General features: G+C 45.8%; 17 protein-coding genes. 8 read left to right on the top strand and 9 right to left on the bottom strand.

All coding sequences use genetic code 11. From position 1 onward, the window contains the following. The first annotated feature begins 29 nt into the window (after positions 1–29). A complete protein-coding gene (locus C942_RS00470; RefSeq protein WP_007461224.1) occupies positions 30–1,490 on the top strand; it encodes a DUF2867 domain-containing protein in 1,461 nt (486 codons plus the stop codon). A gap of 113 nt (positions 1,491–1,603) precedes the next feature. Here C942_RS00470 and C942_RS00465 read toward each other — a convergent pair whose 3' ends face one another. The 3 genes from C942_RS00465 to rsuA all read right to left on the bottom strand — a co-directional run bounded on the left by C942_RS00465 (position 1,604) and on the right by rsuA (position 4,372). Then, positions 1,604–2,254: a DUF2913 family protein gene (locus C942_RS00465; protein WP_007461222.1), complete on the bottom strand. Its 651-nt coding sequence runs from the start codon at positions 2,252–2,254 to the stop codon at positions 1,604–1,606. 8 nt (positions 2,255–2,262) lie between these two features. Next, entirely contained in the window at positions 2,263–3,453 is a 1,191-nt protein-coding gene (locus C942_RS00460) for a Bcr/CflA family multidrug efflux MFS transporter (RefSeq protein ID WP_007461220.1), read from the bottom strand. Positions 3,454–3,676: 223 nt separating this feature from the next. Further along, positions 3,677–4,372 carry a 16S rRNA pseudouridine(516) synthase RsuA gene (gene rsuA, locus C942_RS00455; RefSeq protein ID WP_007461218.1) on the bottom strand — a complete coding sequence of 232 codons (696 nt, stop codon included), beginning with the start codon at positions 4,370–4,372 and terminating at the stop codon, positions 3,677–3,679. A gap of 280 nt (positions 4,373–4,652) precedes the next feature. On the opposite strand from rsuA, the gene C942_RS00450 reads away from it, so the two are divergent. Continuing rightward, positions 4,653–5,147, top strand: a complete 495-nt coding sequence (locus C942_RS00450) for a GNAT family N-acetyltransferase (protein WP_007461216.1) — start codon at positions 4,653–4,655, stop codon at positions 5,145–5,147. 187 nt (positions 5,148–5,334) lie between these two features. Further along, entirely contained in the window at positions 5,335–7,077 is a 1,743-nt protein-coding gene (locus C942_RS00445) for a DEAD/DEAH box helicase (protein ID WP_007461215.1), read from the top strand. Between the two features lie 81 nt (positions 7,078–7,158). Here C942_RS00445 and C942_RS00440 read toward each other — a convergent pair whose 3' ends face one another. Next, positions 7,159–9,321: a TonB-dependent hemoglobin/transferrin/lactoferrin family receptor gene (locus C942_RS00440; RefSeq protein ID WP_007461213.1), complete on the bottom strand. Its 2,163-nt coding sequence runs from the start codon at positions 9,319–9,321 to the stop codon at positions 7,159–7,161. A 361-nt stretch (positions 9,322–9,682) separates the two neighbouring features. Here C942_RS00440 and rplY point away from each other — a divergent pair, with 361 nt between their 5' ends. Further along, entirely contained in the window at positions 9,683–9,961 is a 279-nt protein-coding gene (gene rplY, locus C942_RS00435) for a 50S ribosomal protein L25 (RefSeq protein ID WP_007461211.1), read from the top strand. Between the two features lie 82 nt (positions 9,962–10,043). Here rplY and C942_RS00430 read toward each other — a convergent pair whose 3' ends face one another. Continuing rightward, positions 10,044–10,304 carry a DUF1289 domain-containing protein gene (locus tag C942_RS00430; RefSeq protein WP_007461209.1) on the bottom strand — a complete coding sequence of 87 codons (261 nt, stop codon included), beginning with the start codon at positions 10,302–10,304 and terminating at the stop codon, positions 10,044–10,046. 253 nt (positions 10,305–10,557) lie between these two features. On the opposite strand from C942_RS00430, the gene C942_RS00425 reads away from it, so the two are divergent. Next, positions 10,558–10,869: a hypothetical protein gene (locus C942_RS00425; RefSeq protein WP_007461207.1), complete on the top strand. Its 312-nt coding sequence runs from the start codon at positions 10,558–10,560 to the stop codon at positions 10,867–10,869. 80 nt (positions 10,870–10,949) lie between these two features. Here the strand turns inward: C942_RS00425 and C942_RS00420 are convergent, their stop codons facing one another. Together C942_RS00420 and C942_RS00415 are read right to left on the bottom strand one after the other, a co-directional pair. Then, positions 10,950–13,328, bottom strand: coding sequence for a DNA polymerase II (locus C942_RS00420; RefSeq protein WP_036798159.1), 2,379 nt, complete (start codon positions 13,326–13,328; stop codon positions 10,950–10,952). A 67-nt stretch (positions 13,329–13,395) separates the two neighbouring features. Continuing rightward, entirely contained in the window at positions 13,396–14,169 is a 774-nt protein-coding gene (locus C942_RS00415; RefSeq protein ID WP_007461204.1) for a nucleotidyltransferase domain-containing protein, read from the bottom strand. A 327-nt stretch (positions 14,170–14,496) separates the two neighbouring features. Between C942_RS00415 and C942_RS00410 the strand changes: the two genes are divergently transcribed. From C942_RS00410 to C942_RS00400, 3 genes are all read left to right on the top strand, one after another. Further along, positions 14,497–16,065, top strand: coding sequence for an EAL domain-containing protein (locus tag C942_RS00410; RefSeq protein ID WP_007461202.1), 1,569 nt, complete (start codon positions 14,497–14,499; stop codon positions 16,063–16,065). Positions 16,066–16,112: 47 nt separating this feature from the next. Beyond that, positions 16,113–16,682, top strand: a complete 570-nt coding sequence (efpL, locus tag C942_RS00405) for an elongation factor P-like protein EfpL (protein ID WP_007461200.1) — start codon at positions 16,113–16,115, stop codon at positions 16,680–16,682. A 159-nt stretch (positions 16,683–16,841) separates the two neighbouring features. Beyond that, positions 16,842–17,168 (top strand): HI1450 family dsDNA-mimic protein, encoded by a 327-nt coding sequence (locus C942_RS00400; protein ID WP_007461199.1) that lies wholly within the window; start codon positions 16,842–16,844, stop codon positions 17,166–17,168. Positions 17,169–17,248: 80 nt separating this feature from the next. On the opposite strand, the gene emrD is transcribed toward C942_RS00400, so the two are convergent. Then, positions 17,249–18,457, bottom strand: a complete 1,209-nt coding sequence (gene emrD / locus C942_RS00395) for a multidrug efflux MFS transporter EmrD (protein WP_007461197.1) — start codon at positions 18,455–18,457, stop codon at positions 17,249–17,251. 293 nt (positions 18,458–18,750) lie between these two features. Continuing rightward, positions 18,751–19,674 carry a LysR family transcriptional regulator gene (locus C942_RS00390; protein ID WP_036798157.1) on the bottom strand — a complete coding sequence of 308 codons (924 nt, stop codon included), beginning with the start codon at positions 19,672–19,674 and terminating at the stop codon, positions 18,751–18,753. Positions 19,675–19,780: the final 106 nt, after the last annotated feature.

Here is a 19,780-nt window from a genome sequence, read left to right as displayed (position 1 = left end):
AGCGCATTACAGCAGGGAGCATGTAATCAATGATAAGGACAATTTTGGTTGTTGGTGCCTCCGGTTATGTAGGCAGCCATTTAGTTCCCGAGCTGGCTAACAGCGGCTACAAAGTCAAAGCCACAGGCCGAAACCTGAAGCTGTTAAAGAAAAGGGGCTGGGAAGAACTTCCCGATGTAGAACTGGTTGAACTGGATCTCAATCAGCCAGACAATCTCGATGATATTCTCTCTGACGTCGATGCCGTATTTTTTCTTGTTCATGGTATGAATCACGGCCATGATTTCATTGATTACGAAGTTAAAGCTGCCAGCAACTTCAGTCAGGCACTGAAAAAAAGCAACGTGCAACGCGTTATTTATCTGGGAGCTCTCCAACCGCTGCACGGTAATACAAAACATCTGGCAGCAAGAAAAGCGACCGGAGAAATTCTCCGCGACAGTGGTATCCCCATTACTGAACTACGCGCCGGGATCATCGTCGGCCCTGGCTCTGCTGCTTTTGAAGTGATGAGGGATTTCGTCTATCACCTACCCATTATCATTGCCCCCAAATGGGTGAAATCCCGCAACTCCCCTATTGCCCTTCGCAATTTGCTTCACTACCTGTTAGAGCTGTTGCATTTCACGCCTTGCCGCCACCAAATCCTTGATGTCGCAGGACCGGAAAACCTTAGTTACGCAGAGCAGATGCGTAAAATCGGCAACCATATTGGCAAAAAGGTTCGCATTCTGCCGATCCCGTTTCTTACGCCCTCCTTTGCCGCGCTCTGGCTTAGGTTTATCACATCAGTACCCACCAATATTGCCCGTGCACTTGTTGGTGGACTCAGACACGATTTACCTGCTGACGGCAGCGCGATTCAGTCACTAATCCCGCAACACCTCCTCAATTATGATGAATCCGTTGAAGAATGCCTCAGCCATGAAAACGAAGTTGTTCGTAACGAAATCTGGGGCTATGACCCTGATGCTCTGGCACGATGGCAGTCCGGTTATGGCTATTACCCAAAACAGGCGGGGTATACCCTTCGCACCGATGCCACCAGCGAGCAGCTATGGCAACAGGTACAACTGGTGGGAGGTAAAGAAGGTTACTTCTATGCCAATTACCTATGGCGAATACGCGAGTGGATGGATCACCTGATTGGCGGCGATGCCCTGACCCGTTACCGCCGTGACCCTGACAAATTGGAATTGGGCGATAAAGTCGATTCGTGGAAAGTTATCCATATCGAGCCAAACCGTTTCCTGTCGCTGTTGTTTGGAATGAAGGCTCCGGGATTGGGAAGACTGGAGTTCACCATTGAAGATAAAGGTGAGTACAGAGAAATCGACATTCGAGCCTGGTGGCACCCGGCTGGGTTTTCCGGCTTACTTTACTGGTTCGCCATGATGCCGGCACATTTGTTTATTTTCAGAGGCATGACTCATACTCTGGTCAAACGTTGTAAAGCCAAGGCTCAGGAAGGGAAATCAGTAACGGAATAGTAAGGTACGGAAGTTGAGAAGATATGTTTGAAGAAATCAGGTTCAGAACAAGCTAAAAATAGAAAAGCGAGTTGCAAGGAATAAACCTCACAACTCGCTTCTTAATTTAGCATTTATACAGTTGGCAGTTCCGGCAGACACATACCTGCATTTGCCGGATAAACCATGTATTCGCCGTGGTATTTCACAATCGACTTGTAGTCAGTAACTTTATACATCAGCAAACCTTGCTCGTATGCCGCATCCACAAATTCACGAACATCACCACGAATATAGAAAGACAATGGCTTAACCACTTCACCCTGCTCAGATACCGATTCTTTGTACTGTTTGGCACAAACAACCAGTGACGCCTGACCATCAGTATGATGCGTCACCTTACGGTTAACCTCATACTCAGTTGCCACAACCCAGTCTGCCTGCTCCAGTTTTTCGTACAGTGACTGAATCTGGGCAGCCGTAGTCGGTTTCGCTTCATCATTTTCTTCACGCGGAATACCGGCCAGTGTCTGCCGGATATGCTCAAACTGCTGTTTCAGTTGGGCATTTTTACCCATACTGCGGGCCTGCTGCTGCCATCCCAGCAAGGTTTTAGCCACACAGTGATGATAACGCTGCTGCTTGATCACTTTCGTTACCCACAGGTTCAGAAAGTTAGTTTCACTTACCGGGTTGCCGGGCGTTTTACCGGACTGCACCGATTCCGCCAGTTCATTCAGTCCGTCCGAGACCAGTTTGTAGATTTCTTGATAAAAGTTAGCCATAGAATTCCTTACGCGTCACGGGACATAAACCAATAGAATCCCGCCGACAGTACTGCGCATGATGCCATAGTCAGGGCCATTGGCCACACTGTTGCGTCCGGCATCATTGCCACCATACCACCGACAACGGTTCCCGTGCCAAAGCGCATTGTACCTGCCAGCGACGAAGCTGTCCCCGCCATATGAGGATACTTAGCCAGCAGGCAAGCCATTGTGTTACTGCCAATAATAGAAATGGTTCCGACGAAGAGCATGACAGGGATAACCACACCCCACAAGCCAAGCTCAAACAACTGACCACAAACCAACCCGATACCGGCGATTAGCTGAACAGTCAGACCAAATCGCAACATCCAGTGTGAACCCATTTTCTTAACCATACGGCCATTAATACTGGTCATCAGGATAAGGCAGACAACATTCAGACCGAACAGCAAACCAAAGTGCTGTGTGCTGACATGGTAGTAATCAATGTATACAAATGAGCCAACAGTGAGGAAAGTAAACATACCGGCAAAAGAGAAGCCACTGCTGAAAATCAAACCAACCGCAACCGGCGTTGTCATCATTCTGGCGTAGTTTCTCAATGTCGCCCCCAGGTGGAACGGAAGGCGCTTCTCTTTCGGCAGGGTTTCCGGAATTTTGCCAAGAACAGCAACAATAATAATGACAGCGAACAGCGCCAGTACCCAGAAAATGGCACGCCAGCCAAACCAGATTGACAGGTAACCACCAATCATTGGTGCTGCCAGTGGCGCAACTGTCATTACCAGCGTAATAAACGACATGGTTCGGGCAAACTCCTCACGCTCAAACATGTCACGCACCAGTGCCTGGATAATCACAGCCGCAGCCGCTCCGGAAAAACCTTGTGCCGCACGAACCCAAGTCAACGCTTCAATACCCTGACTCATGGCACTCACACAAGCGGCAAAGGCAAACAGAAAAACACCGATAATCAGAATCGGTTTACGACCATAACTGTCCGCTAACGGGCCATGCAAAAGCTGTCCAATGGCAAAGCCTGCGGTATAGGCTGTCAACGTTGTCTGTACAGCACTTGGTGATACAGCCAAATCCCTTGCAATACTTGGCATGGCAGGAAGATACATATCAATTGCCAAAGGAGTCAGGGCGGCGATCGCGCCGAGGATCAGGATTAATTGCAAGCTTAATTTGGGGCTGTCTTGTGTGGTCATAGATTCTCTGTTACGTCGGTGTTTCGGAGGGAAAAGATTTTTATTGTACGATGAAAATATCAATATGATTCATTCCTGTCAGGAAATGATCTATTTCTACTTTAGGCAACTAATTTAGCCTGCAAATCAATGCACCAACACCTATTAATGCTGGCTTGCAACAATAAAAAAGGCGGTTGTAAAAACCGCCTTAGTCATAATCAATTGCTAATTTAATTTGTTGTTACTTCAGGAACGAAGCTATTTCTTCTTCGCTCAACGGACGGTATTCGCCCGGCTCCAGATCTTCATCCAGCTCTACGCTGCCAATTTGCTCACGATGAAGAGCAACAACCTTATTACCCACAGCCGCAAACATACGCTTAACCTGGTGGTACTTACCTTCAGAGATCGTAATCAGCGCTTCGCGTTCACCCAAAATATCCAGCTTCGCCGGACGAGTCAGATCTTTCTCACCACGCAGCTGTACACCTTCTGCAAAAGCAGTTGCGACATCTTCTGCCACAGGATCAGCCAGCTCAACGTAATACACTTTTTCACAAACATGACGCGGTGAGGTAATACGGTGTGACCACTGACCGTCATCAGTCAGCAAAACCAGACCGGTCGTATCGCCATCCAGGCGACCCGCAACGTGAAGTTTCTCCGGGCTAACCTCATCCAGCAACACAAAAACAGTCGGGTTGTAATCATCAACATGGGAACAAACAAAACCCTGTGGCTTGTTCAGCATAAAGTACCTTGGCCCCATAAAGCTCAGCGTGCGACCGTTAAATTCAACGTCGCAATCATCTGTCACTTTCAGCGAACCATTTTTTACAATCTCACCGTTAACTTCAATTTCTTTATTTTTTAATAGCTTACCGGCTTCTTTTCGGGTAATCCCTAAAGTGGTACTTAAGAATTTATCAAGCCTCATTACTGGCTCCGCATGGTACAAAAACGCATATCATACCAAGTTTAGTGTTGAGTACCTAGAACCTGAGTCTGCGATAATATTTTTGTAACTGAATTCAACAACTGGGATAAAAATTGCAGCATTATCTACTGAGGAGAACTAAGCTCATTCCCATAGAACATTTCAGACTTTTTGCGGTCTCTAATAATAGACATTTTACAGATTGACTACGTATATACGTGTACAAGCATAGGGTTTCTTCATCCACAAGGATGAGGCTACTAACAACAAAGGTCGTACTATGAAAATCTCTCTTGTTGCGCCAAATTTGTCATCCGTTGACATGCTGCTCAAACTGGTTGAGGAGCTATTTGAATACGAAGTTCTACCCAAGAAAGTTGAACAGACCAACAACGCTATCCAGCAGCTCATCAATAACCCGGAACTCGGCCAGGCCTGGCTGATTGAAGTAGAACAGGACGATGAAAAAATCATCGCCGGCCATATCATCATCAGTTACAGCTTCAGTCTTGAACATGGTGGCCGTATCGGCTTGATTGATCAGTTCTACCTCAAGCCAGAATGGCGCCAACAAGGTATTGGCACTGAACTGGTGCCTCAAATTGAGTACCAGGTTACCAAGGCCGGTGTCCGTGCCCTTTCGCTTGAAGTTAATATCGGCAACGCCGGAGCCAGAAACTTTTATGAAAAACACGGCTTCATCCCGCGCCGTCAGTTCTGCATGATGACCAAAACCATTCAACAAGAAGAAGTGCCGTTGAACATCGCGTCCTGAACCACGACTTCCTGTCTCCACATACCGCTACTTTTGCATATAACTATTTTGCTACGGCCCGCAACCTGCGGGTCTGGCGGAATAAATCAAACAGCATTACTCAGTGACGGCTATCGCCTTTCGCCGTCACTTTCGGTTACACTCTTTCCCGGCTATTCACTCAACAGCGTCAATAAATCAATAACTCATGTATACCCTTCGCCCTTACCAGCAAGACAGCGTTAACGCGACCATTCATTATTTCCGCAAACACAGCACACCTGCAGTGCTCACCCTGCCAACTGGTGCGGGTAAAAGCCTGGTCATTGCTGAACTGGCAAGAATTGCCCGTGGCCGGGTTTTAGTGCTTACCCATGTCAAAGAGCTGGTAGAGCAAAACCATCAAAAGTATGAGAGCTATGGTTTAAAAGCATCGATATTTTCTGCCGGGCTGGGTCGTAAAGAAACCGATCAGAAAGTAGTCTTTGCTTCGGTGCAATCAATGGTGAACAGCCTTGATCAGTTTGCCAATGAGTTCTCACTATTGGTTATTGATGAGTGCCACCGTGTACCTGATGATGAGAACAGCGCCTACCGCCGGGTGATCAAACATGTGCAGGAAGTGAATTCAGGGATCAAAATCCTTGGCCTGACAGCAACGCCATACCGACTGGGAATGGGCTGGATCTACAAATACCACACCCGCGGACAGGTAAGGACCGAGCAGGACCGTTTTTTCCGTGACTGCATCTTCGAGCTGCCAATCCGCTACCTGCTGGATGAAAACTTCCTGACCGAACCCAAAATCATGGATATGGCGGTCATTGGCTATGATTTTTCCAGCCTGAAGCCTGCCTCGAATGGCCGATACCGGGAAGCGGATTTAGACAGTGTGATAGAAAAATCCGGCCGTGCTACCCCTATGATCATCGACCAGGTTATTGACTATGCAAAAGATCGCCGGGGGGTAATGATCTTTGCCTCGACCGTCAATCATGCTCAGGAAATAATGGGTTACCTTGAGGGAGAGAAAGCGGCTTTAGTCGTCGGCGATACCCCTCTTGATGAACGTGATCGCATCATTGAAGCTTTCAAACAACAAGAAATAAAATATCTGGTCAACGTTTCGGTGCTGACAACTGGCTTCGACGCCCCGCACGTTGATTTAATTGCCATTTTGCGCCCAACAGAATCCATCAGTCTGTATCAACAGATTGTCGGCCGCGGCCTGCGTCTGTATGACGGAAAAGAAGACTGCCTGATTCTGGAGTATGCAGGAAACTGTTATGACCTGTACCAACCGGAAGTCGGCGATCCCAAACCCGACAGCGCCAGTGAAGTCATCATGGTTCCCTGCCCTGCCTGCGGATTTAAAAACAGCTTCTGGGGCAAACTGGATCCCGCCGGATTCCTGATTGAACACTATGGTCGCCGCTGTCAGGGCTATTTTGAGGATGATGACGGCGAACGAGAAGAATGCGGTTACCGCTTCCGGGCTAAATACTGTGAAGAATGTGGAGCCGATAATGACATTGCCGCCCGACGCTGCCACATCTGTGATGCCGTAATGGTGGATCCGGACAAAAAGCTACGTGATGCGTTGAAGCTCAAAGATGCAATGATCATGAAATGTACCGATCTGCGTCTGGAGCCGGGAAAAAACAAATTTGGCAAACCACAACTGAAAGTCATCTATATTAGTGATGCAGATTCGGAAATCAGCGAGATCTGGCCACTATCCACCAAAACTCAAAAAGATAACTTCCTCAAAAAGTTTATTAACCCACATCTGGTTGATCGCCACCGTCCATTTACAGATACGGCACCAACCAAAGTTGCTAACAATGAACATCGGCTACGTCCGCCAGAAATTATTATTGCCCGCAAAAGCGGCCGTTTCTGGGCTATCAGGGATAAACTGTTCGATCTCGATCAATACAAAAAAGACTAACCATTCTTGCTCATACAAAGAGTCCCAAACAGCAAAAAGCCGCACTTGTGTGCGGCTTTGCTTATATATCAGCAAATTATATTAAAATGCATAATCCAGCGAGATACCCCAGTTACGACCTGGCTGAGTCCGGCGATCTTTGCCAACGGTGCTCTCGTATACGCCTTCAAGATCCTGATATAACCAATATTTTTCATCGAACGCATTAAAAAGGCCTGCTCGTACAGTCAAATCCGTCATCGGACGATAGTAAGCGGTCAAATCCACCACTGTGTAGCTAGGCGCTTTAACATTAGGCTTCATACCTGATTCAGGACGTTCCCAATCATTCTTGGCTGCAACCATAGTAACGCTTAGGGCACTCCCCCAAATATCACTCGGTGCGTCATAGCCTAAACCGACAACTGTCGTGAACGGCGCAATAGTATCCAGGGTGTCACCGTTTTCTTTATTTTCACCGTCAAGGTAAGCCATTGAAAGGCGCGCATATGAGCCCATCGGGGCACCCAATGCTTCATCCAGCCACAGACTACCTTTGAATTCTGCGCCGTAAATACGTGCCTTATCTATGTTCTCGTTAGTTGTAACATCAACACCATTAATACTCTCTGTTTTACTCTTAATGAAGTTCTCATAGTCGTTGAAGAACGCCGCTATCTCAAGTGCACCCAATCGGTTATTTGCACGTAAACCAACCTCATAAGACTGGCTTTCTTCCGGTTTCAGATTCGGGTTAGAGACGATCTTATAGCCATGTGAAGCATTATTTTTGTCGTAGTACAGTTCATAGATTGTCGGAGAACGGAAGCCTTCGCTATATTGCGCATATGTACTGATATTATTTGTCCAGTGGTACACCGCTCCCAGACGAGATGTCAGAGCATCACTGTTATGCTCTTGCAAACCTGATGTTGCATCAGGTTTTGCCTTGTAGTCGTCATAACGAAGACCAGCAGTCACAACTAGTTGTTCATCCATAAAGAACATCTGATCCTGAACAAATACTGCACGCTTTTCTGAATCAGATTTAGGTACTTCCATTGAACCAGGTTTACTTGTGCCGCTATCAAGGAAGTAGTCTGTATAACTCAACTCAAACGAGGTATCCGAGGCTGCAAGGCCATAAGTTAATTCATGACGGCTTGATGCCAACTCCAGCTCTTTTTGTAGCTGAGCATCAAACTGCAGACTTTCATCTGTCCCTGAACGAGCACGATTACGATTGCCGTAACGACCAGTATGATCGTAGTTATTATGCTTGGATTGACTCTCCGACCAGTTAAGCTTCCACTCAAGGCTATCGAAAGCGACATTAGTCGCCAACCATTCGTGCTCTAACCCCAAACGAATGCGCTCATCCTTATCATCACCCCGAACTTTGGTGTAAACAAAACCCGGCATAAAACCACCACCAGCATCGTACCCTTCACGGGAAAGGCGATTAATATCCTGCTCTCGAGTGAAGTACTCACCAGTCAGGCCAACACGATGATTATCATTCACTTGGTAGAAAACTTTACCCAATACATTGTGCGAAGTGTAAGTCAGAGGATCTGCCGCACCACGTTCAGAACCGACAATATCAGCACCGTCGGCGTGAGTTTCTGTTTCCTGACCATCACGATAGGTATAGATAACCATCGTTTCCAAACCGCCGGTACGATTCGCTAATTCGACCGTCGCCTTATATTCATCGCTGGCACTTGCATAACCTGTTTTCAAGCCAACATGGGTATCGTCACCATCATTCAATAGATCTTCCGGATTTTTAGTACGCATCAAAACTGTACCGCCTAATGCATCACTACCATAAAGGGTTGAAGATGGCCCTTTATTCACTTCAATAGCAGTAAGAGTATCAAGCTCAAAATTATTGTTGTTCTTGCGCATCACATCTGCGCCGGGGTTATATGATGCCGGCTGCTCTACACCATCAACCATGACCTTAACTCGGCTGCCACTCATGCCGCGAATAGTGAAGTCTTCTACACCGAATCGACCCTGACCGTTTACCTGAACGCCTGGCTCATACTTCAACGCCTGCTGTACATTGGTTGCTAAATTTTGCTCAATGTCTTCGGAACTTACTTTCGAAATACTTGAAGGTACGTTTTTGATGCTCTGTTCTGAACGGGTTCCCGAAACAACCACTTCATCAAAAACAGAAACATCCTCTTGGGCTTGCAATACTGGTGACAGCGCGAGTAATACAGAACTGGCGACAATAGAAAGCTTGTTACTCATATTCCCTTCTTATGGTTACATTTATCAATATAAGAGCGACAAGAACAATACCAAATACAAATGATAATTACTATCACTTGTGTTGTGACTTTGTGTGAATTGCCTTTAATTAGCAAAAGACCATAATTATTGATGCCAAGAAGTTAGCTTACAGATCAGGCAAAAAGAAAAAGCGAATGAAATTCAGCCAAAACGAATTAAGAATAGAGTAACTGATGAGAATATAGGTACTTAAGACATTTTATTATGATTTTATCTTGCCGGTTCCTGATTTGGGTGTTAGTATCCGCGCTCGATTTAAGACATTAAGTAAGGTCGCATTACTTAATGTCTCGTTAAACTAACTTAAAGAGTATTTAAGATGAAATTCGAAGCAGTAGTACGTACTGACCTAGGTAAAGGTGCGAGCCGCCGTCTACGTCTAACAAACAAGTTCCCAGCAATCATCTACGGTGGTGAAGAAGCTCCAGTAGCTATCGAACTAAACCACGATGACGTGATCAACCAAATGGACAAGCCTGAGTTCTACGAAGCAATCACTCTAGTGGTTGACGGTAAAGAAGTTAAGGTTAAGCCGCAAGACATCCAGCGTCACGCGTACAAGCCAAAAGTTGACCACATGGACTTCAAACGCATCTAATTGCGAGTTCATAGTCTTCAAAAAAGCGCCCTTGTGGCGCTTTTTTTACATCTGAACAAACTGCTTTCTAAATCCGGCTATATTAATCAAAAAGCGACTGCTGACCTGTCACATCCTGCTCGGCTTGTGCGGCTGACTGAGTGTCCTGTTGTGCTCTCCGCTTCATCCTGAGATAACGCTGACGGCATAAACGGATGGTATTTCTCTGTTGGTCTGGCGTCATTTTCTGCCAGTTAAAACGCTCTTCCCTGCTTCGCATACAACCTTTACAGTAACCACGCTCATTAACCTGACAAACACCAACACACGGGCTCGGAATCGAGAAAAACTCAAGTTGTTCCATACACTCCTCCCGTTATGCTTTATTTAAATAATACGGCAGATCCGGTTACAGAACCAAATATAGCGATTTAGTCACTGTTTACTTTTCTAACTGTTTGATTCAAAAATGATATCAATGATTGATTATTCAACCATCTTGCACATCAATGCAGATTTTGATACCGTTTTCCGGCTATCTGGAGCGATAGTTTGAATATTTATCTGCGTTTATTTCCATAAGTGCTTTAAGAAATAACGCTTCACAGGAGGGAACCATGGATTTTTTCGTCCCATCGGCATCAAGTTCTACACAAGCTGAATCTGTATTCTCATCAATTGCCAACCACGTCTCTGCTCCATCCCAATCTCACCGCGTTTATAAACTAGAATGGCAACATGAAGGCCAGACTTGCTATTGCGAAGTGGGTAAAACACTACCGAGCGTTTTCCGCACCGATGAAACCGTGCTGGCAATCTTTGATTGTGGTGATGTCTATAAAGTCTGTACACCTAACCGCGGCGCTATTAAGTTTGATCCGATCCACGCGATCAAATCCGCAGTGACAAATGTCGAGTATTTCGACTGATCAGCATAGATCTCAGGGATCAAAAAAACGCACACGATAATTTCGTGCGCGTTTTTACTTGTCCGTCTCAATGCTAGTTACTAAAACAGCCCCAGCTGAGGAGCCGTGATTTCATCGAAATTTTTGCCGATGAAAGGCAAGATACCATCAGCGACAGGCTTTAACTGCTTATCAACATAATGTCCGTAATCAACCGGGCTCTGCAATGCTTCTTTTGGCTCAGGGCCATTAAGTGTGATCAAGTACTCGATCCAACCACCATTCTGATACTGCAACGGCCTACCCAACTTCTGGTTCACTTCATCAGCCATCCGTGCGGCACGAACATGTGGAGGCACGTTCTTTTGATACTCAGACAAGTTACGACGTAACCTTTTGCGATAAATGAGTTTATCATCAAATTCACCGGCATTCGCTTTCTCAACATACTGGCGAACATACTCTTCCACATCCTGATCGTGAAAGACTTTATAATACAGCGTCTTCTGAAATTCCTGCGCCAACTGAGTCCAATCGGTTCGTACTGTCTCAAGGCCTTTAAATACAATCTCCTCATTGTCACCGCGTTTCACCAGCCCCGCATAACGCTTCTTACTGCCTGTCTCCTGGCCCCGGATCGTCGGCATCAGGAACTTGTGATAGTGAGTTTCGTATTCCAGCTCAAGAGCTGATTCAAGGTTATATTCCTCTTTCAGGTGATTGGTCCACCATTGATTGATATAGGCAACCAAGTCCTGACCTATTTTATCGGCCTCTTTTGAAGAAAAAGCAGCATTCAAGGATACAAACGTTGAGTCCGTATCACCGTATATCACCTCGTAGCCTTTTCCCTCTATCAACTCCCTCGTGGTTTTCATGATCTCATGTCCGCGCATCGTGATAGATGAAGCAAGGCGATGATCGAAGAAACGGCAACCAGACGATCCCAGCACGCCATAAAACGAGTTCATAATGATCTTAATCGCCTGAGAGAAGGCTTTTTCACCATCGCGTTTCGCCTGATCACGAGCAGCCCACAGTTCCTCGATCATTTGGGGTAGAAAATGCTTACTACGATGGAACCGACCGCCACGGAAACCGGCAATCGCTTCTCCATCACCCTTTCCTTCCTGTAGTAACAGCCCCTCCACTAGCCCCATAGGGTCGATACGAAATGAGCGAATAATCGAAGGGTACAGCGACTTAAAATCCAAAACCAACACTGAGTCATACAAGCCGGGTTTCGAGTCCATGACGTAACCACCCGGACTGGCAATCCAATTTTCGCTGTCGAGGCTTGGTGCCACATAACCGGCACGATGAAGCTGAGGTAAATACAAATTAGTAAATGCGGCGACTGAGCCGCCAACGCGGTCAAGCTCAACCCCGGTCAAGCGACTGCGCTCAATGGCAAAATCAAGCAAATGGGTATGAGCAAAAATCCGGGTAACCAATTTGCAATCCTGCAAGTTATAGCGCGCCAGAGAAAGCTTGTCTTTGCGGAACATCTGGTTGATTTCGTCCATTCTGTCATGAACGTTATGGATTTCCTTGCCTTCTCCGAGCAACTCTTGCGATACCGATTCCAGCGACCAGGAACGGAAGTTATAAGTCGCAGTCTTCAAGGTATCAATGCCGTCAAGCACCACTCGGCCAGGAATGGATATGAAGCCCTGATTTGGATTCTGCGCAGACTGACGCCAATGCGGTGTCTGCTTACCGCGCCCAATCCGTAATCCCAACTTATTCCATTCCGCACGCTTTAATAGCAAACGAAAATCGAAATCGATAACGTTCCAGCCAATAATGATGTCAGGATCAAAGCTGATGAACCACGCCTCCAATGCCAGTAGCAAATCTTTTTCTGACGCCACCCACTGGATCCATGTTTCCTGCTCTTCTCCGGCTTTTGGTTCACCAACCATAATGACACGGCTGTCCATATCGCTGTGTAAACCGACCGAATAAAGCACACCTTTTTCTGAGCACTCAATATCCAATGAGACCACAGACAGCTTAGGAAGGTATTCCGCAGATTTAGCTTTTACCTGTGTAAACTCGCTGTAACCCGCTTTGGGGTGAATGTTACCGGTAAAGGCAATCCCGCCGCGAATAAAGCGCTCCATTAAATAGCGGTCAGCTAGTCGGATATCCGCTTCAAACGCTTCAATCCCCTCTCCACGCAACAACGTTGTCAATTGTAAACTGTCACGAACTGTCTGACAGTAGCAGCCATACATTGGCTTATGTTGAAAATTTTTCAACGTCAGCTGACGCCAGGTAACCGGGATATTTGCTTGTTGCAAGATCTGCACTGCATTTGGGTAGTCACTTTCCGTAACAAAACATACAGGCTTATCTCCCTGCACAACTAAACGGCATGGTCCTTGTTCGGTTTTCACCCAAAGTACAATCTCGGTCTGGCCCCGGACATCCCGGCTTTGTCTGGTCAGGACAAATCCTGTTGACTGTGTCTGCAAAAAAACCTCTGCTTATGTTATCGAGACAAGGCAGCAAATAGCCGCCTAATAAGTAGCTTAGAAATGATTAACCAATCTTTCGGTCAATCCTCTCAAATTCAGACACAATCCAGCCGCCAAACGACTCAATCATAAACAGAGAGGCTTTTTTGGGCACCTGTGTACGACTGACCAAAATGAACAGGCGCTCGATCTCCTGTTCCCTATCCGGGTAATATTTCAGAAAGATATCTGCACACTCTTCAATAGACAGTGCCAGCGTCTGTTCACGGTGCATTACCAGTGAAAAACAGCTCCAGAGCATTTTCCTGGCAATATACTCACAGTAATCCAGGTAATTTTTCACCACCTTGGTAGCCATGATTTTCTTTTTGTAATCATCAAGCTCAGTCTTAATATCACCATTCAGCGCTTTAGCGATATCCCAGCTGGCTTCAAAACAGCCAAAGCGTGTTGAAAGGTCATCACCGAAAAGGCACAGACAACAATGCTTAAGCCAAAAACCCCAGGTAAAAATCGACTCCAGCGACAAAACATCGTCAATCACGGCACTCTTGATTTCCACTGCCGTCACAAACGGATACCGGGAACTAATGCGCCAACGAATCGAATTCAACACTGACTGCTCTGAGGTATTCAGCGGGCGGTTTAAAATAACGGTCAGATTCAGATCTGACTTATCTGGGGTCGCCTGCCTGCGGGCAACACTGCCGTGAACATATATACTGTGTAATGTTTTACCCAACCCGGCTCTTAATTGCTTTACAGCGTCCAGCAATACGGGCAGGTAGTCTTGTTGAAAAGGCGTTCCACCATCAAGTACGGGCAATGCTCTCGCCACACGTTCTTCCTTCAACTGGTTGTTACATAATCTGTTAATGACAGGATTTTCCTGCGTTGTCTATTCTAACAACCCTTGCATCACAGAGCTAACTTCATCAATGATTCAATGAAATTGATTACACGAATCGAATGTTAAAATTTTAAAGACGAAATATATTAATTACTCACTTTTACAGCCATTATTTCGTCACCCACAAAACAATTAACGCCAATAAAATGACTTGAAAGCTGTTTTATTATTATTTTTTAAATATTTATGTAAATACGGAACAAACTGATATATCCTCTGCACCTTATTTACTATGGCGGTCTTTTTTTGTTCATAATGAAGCATTCTCATACTGCAAAAATTCTACTATTTACTCTTATCCTTGGTCTCATCATCGATATTGCCTGGGTTAAACAAGTAGCCAATAAGAATACGGATAACTCCATCTCTTATTTGGTTGAAAGTATTGAATTCACGCTTGAACAAGTAGAGGCTCAATTAACGCAATTAGATCATCACAGCTTGCCATGCAGTACTGAAAACAGGCAGAAGCTTGAAGATATTATCTTTAATTCCAGTGTTATTCAGGAAATTACCTATATTGAAAATGATCGCTTTATTTGTAGCGACAGAGACCACAACAACCAGCAAGCTATTGATAATAAACACCTAAAACTCACTGACAACTCGAGTGATTACATCATTTACCGTGCTACTAGTGAACGCCGAAATGTAGAAGGTATCTTTTTCATGGTGCCTGCAAATAATGGCTGGTACCAAGTGCTATTTAATGCTCGTTACATGGATTTCTGGATTGATGAATTAGCGGACCATCACCAAGTTTTTGCTTGCTTCAAAAGTAATAACGATAATGCTTTATATAACTGCGAGAATAAAAGCTCGAAACATATTGTTTATTCTGCATCTAAACAGTCAGCAAAGTATCCTTTCCATGCAGTTGGCGGTTATACTAACCAAATATTCTTTAAAATATGGTTTAAACAACTCCCATACGCCGCACTTATTATTATCAGCCTTTCATGTATCGTTACTTTAACCGTACATGCGTACTTTAATTGGCGCCATTCGCTTTTAAATGATATTCAGCGTGGAATAGAGAGAAAAGAGTTTATTGCTTATTATCAGCCTATCGTCGATGCCAACACCAATCATTGGCATGGTGCAGAGCTGCTGGTCAGGTGGAATCATCCAAAATCGGGGATAATTACACCAGCAGAGTTTATTCCGGCAGCAGAACAGTCAGGTCAGATCAACCAAATCACACTGCAACTGTTAGAGCGTGCGGCTTATGAAAAATCGACGATCAATGAACTTGCGCCCAACAGTTATATTTCCGTCAATGTAACGGCCTCAATGATTACCAATACTGACTATGTAGAATCGTTGATTGGACTGATAAAGCAATATCCGGTACTTCAGAATAATGTCGTTTTGGAGTTCACCGAGCGCGAAACCTTTGCCACAGCGGAACTGGGCTTACTGCTATCCGGCATGGAGAGGTTGAGAGAAGTTGGCGTCCGCTGGGCACTGGATGATTTCGGCACTGGCTATGCGGGGCTTTCAACCCTGCAAACCCTGAGTTTCGACATTTTGAAAATCGACCGAACCTTTGTCGCATCATCTGTCACCGATGCGATTACCCACTCGATTCTTGGCAACATCGCTGAAATGGGTCTTGAATTGAACTGTACACTGGTTGCGGAAGGGGTGGAAACAGCCGAAGAAGCTGAGCATGTTGCTCAGTTAGGAATCCAGCGATGCCAAGGTTTCTACTACGCACAACCTATGCCCTACACGGATTACTTTGCTGCGTTAAAAAAACGTATAAAAACAAGCAATACCCATTTATCAGAACTTAATGAAAATCTTGGTATTCCACTATAACCATGATAATTTCTCGTTTTCTTTTATTTCGAATAAGAGCGTGATTTATGCCTAAAGCAAGTGAGATTAAAAAAGGCGCAGCTGTCGAATACAACGGCAAGCTACTTCTTGTAAAAGATATTGACGTACAGAGCCCGAGCGCCCGTGGTGCATCAACGCTGTACAAAATGCGCTTTACTGACGTGGCAACCGGCCTGAAAGTTGAAGAACGCTTTAAAGGCGACGACATTCTGACCGCAGTTGACCTATCACGCCGCCCTTCTACTTTCTCTTATATTGATGGCGACGAATACATCTTCATGGATAGTGAAGATTACACTCAGTACAGCTTCAACAAGAGCGACATCGAAGATGAGCTGCTTTTCATTACTGAAGATATTCAAGGCCTGCTTGTACTGACTGCTGACGAAAAAGCTATCGGCCTGGAACTTCCTGCTTCTGTTGAAATGGTTATCGAAGAAACTGATCCGTCAATCAAAGGTGCTTCAGCTTCTGCCCGTACCAAACCGGCTCGCTTTGCAACCGGCCTGACTGTTCAGGTACCTGAGTACATCTCAACCGGCGAAAAAGTGAAGATCAACGTTCAGGAACGCCGCTTTATGAGCCGCGCAGACTAATCGTTAGATTTGCCGAAGAAGGGATACATTTCTTTGTATCCCTTTTTAATATCCCCCACCAATTCCGTAGCAAACCTCCCCCTCATTCCAATCATTACCAATTTTCTCCTTCGCTGGTTATAATGCCCCTTCACTCAACATCAGAGATTTAAGCTATACATGGAAACATCAAACCTGATTTCTTACGATGACGTTATTGACGCGGCATACGACATTTTCCTGGAAATGGCACAAGACAGCCTGGAGCCTGCAGACGTCATTATTTTTACTGCACAATTTGAAGATCGCGGCGCAGCAGAAATTGTCGAGACAAAAGACGACTGGGCTGGTCATGTAGGTTTTGATGTAGACAAAGAAGTTTATGCCGAAGTACGCATCGGTCTTGTTAATGAAGAAAATGATGAACTGGATGATGTGTTTGCCCGCATGCTGGTGAGCCGCGATCCAGAACACAAATTCTGCCACATTCTGTGGAAGCGCGACTAAGCCCGCCCATATAAGCGGTTTTAAATGCAAAAAAGGCGGAGCAAAGTGCTCCGCCTTTCTGTATCCAGCTCTAACGCAATCTATACCAGAACCGGTGTATCCTGACGTTGGCTTCTGCGAACCCACAGCAGGCTCAATACAACCAGAATAGCCATTACTGTCATCACCACACCAAGACTGTACTGATCTTCTGCTCGCATCAGCGATGCTGCCAAAGTTGCCAGACCTGCACCTAAGTTCTGGAGACCACCAAGAACAGCTCCGGCAGTTCCTGCATGGTGCGGGAATGGTTGAATCGCAGCTGTTGTTGCCGCCGGGAATAGAATACCAGCACCAATAAAGTAGATAAAAGCACCGCCAATCAATGAGCTGACAGTCACTTCACCGGCTAACCCCGGGATAAAAATGGTCAGCGCACCTACAGTCAGAGCCAGTACACCCAGAAACAGCACACGACCATTCCCCCACTGCTTAACCAGTGCCGAAGACAACCATGAACCCGCCAGATACCCCGGTAGCGGCAAAATAAACAGCCAGCTTACGGTTGTAGGATCAAGTGCCAGAACACTGCCCAACAGCACGCCTGCGGCAGCTTCAAATACTGCAATTCCGGCAAATGTCGCAATCAGGCAAAGAACATATCCCTGAAAACGGCGGTTACCCAGCACATAAGCGTAACTTACCCATACGCGCTCATAGCGACGGCGCTCAACTGGCAGCGTTTCTGTAAACATCAGCATCATGGCGACAGTCACTAACGCTCCGAATACCAACAGGAACAAATAGCTTGCGTGCCAATTAAACGTAGCCGACAAGTATCCGCCCATTACAGGAGCAAGCAAGGGTGAAAAAATCACGCCCATGCTGACCAAGCTGTTGGCACGGTGAAGTTCTGCGCCATCATAGCAATCGCGTGTCACTGTTCGACACATAGCACCGCTGCAGCCTGTTCCCAGCCCCTGCACAAAACTGGCTACCAGAAACCACTCAAACGACGGTGCAAGTAAAGCAGCTACTGTACCCAGCAGGAAGATCACCATACCAATCATGATTACCGGACGACGACCAATGCGATCAGACACCGGGCCATAAACAAACTGTGATAATCCATACGGGATCAGATAAGCTGCCATTACCGCCTGCAGGTAAGAAGACTTAACTGCAAAATACTCCGACATAACCGGAATTGATGGCACATACATCGTCTGCGTCATTTGCCCAACCGCAGCAAGAATGATTACTAAAAATAACAGCTTTGCCATACCAGCAGTAGAAGATTGCTTAATCACAACCTACTCCTTAATCACAGAATAAAATAATGAAAACTTACCGTATATTGAGAATAAACACCCAAACACAGAATATTCCTCTAAGCTAGAGAGATATCATGATGGTATGTAAGGGTATTATAAGAAAATCAGGTTCAACCACTATGTGGTGTGCGGAGATAGTAATCTTGAAGATATGCTTAAGCAAGAAATGAATGTGATTGTAAGCACGAATTTTTGTCATGATTTACATTAGTTAATCTAATGCATTTTTGCTTATTATTAGTTAACCGCAAGGCATACCAAATATGTTGTTAAGTCACCACTACAGACGGTGACGATAACCGGGATTCAATCGCCTCAATGCAAAGCCTGACCAGCAACGGCATCGAATGATTAAAGGCATGTGTCGCATAAACAGGATTCGGTGACAAATAGCTCCCCGGAATGACTTCTGTTAAGGCCCCGGCTTCCTCCCGCTGGTGAAAGATGAATTCAGGAACTATCCCTAATCCTGCGCCAGCCTCAATCAAAGCCACAGTCGTTGGCAGTGAATCAGCAAAACGAGTCGGATGCAGCATAAGTGTTACCGGATCATTCTGAGTCGAATAATGGAGATGGTGGATAACATATTTCCCCTGCCAGGCATTCGCCACATAATCACAAATACTGAGTTCTTCCGACAGATCTTCAGAAAAAGAAAACTCGTCCTCAAATTGACTCAGGTATTCCGGTGCAGCACACAGCACATCCCTGAACTGACCGATACGCCGCTGCCGGTAACTACTAGATGCAGAGTCACCGACACGGATCGCTAGGTCTATACCATGCTCAATAATGTCGAGCCGCCCATCTTCGGCAACAAGATGTGGAATGATCGCAGGATAAACAGAAACCAATTCGCCGATAGCCGGAGCAACAATACTGCCCATCAAAGCATGAGGGGCGGTAATGGTGACAGAACCGGTCGGTGTAAGCTGGCTTTCTCTCGCGCCTTCCCATGCTTCCTGAGCCAGCTGATTCATTTGCTGACATTTTTCATAAAATGCCGCTCCAGCCGGAGTCAGAGTTTGCCTCCTGGTTGTCCGGTTCAGAAGCACAATCCCCAGCTCCTGTTCAAGCACTTTCAAGTGTTGGCTGATCACAGACTTAGACAAGCTCAGTTCTTCTGCGGCAGCACTGATAGAGCCCTGCTCGACAACTTTGGCAAACACAGCCATATGACGGAGATAATTCATCGCATTGTTCGATTTTGTTAAACAGTATTTACATAATAATCTGTTTTTCACGACTAATGTGTTTTTTATCCTTACACCATCCCAAGCAATCGCATACTTCAAAAGG

It is taken from the genome of Photobacterium marinum, from assembly GCF_000331515.1.
GTDB classification, from domain to species: domain Bacteria; phylum Pseudomonadota; class Gammaproteobacteria; order Enterobacterales; family Vibrionaceae; genus Photobacterium; species Photobacterium marinum.
Note: the sequence above shows the minus strand (reverse complement) of the source record. Positions and strands in the feature narration are given on the sequence as shown.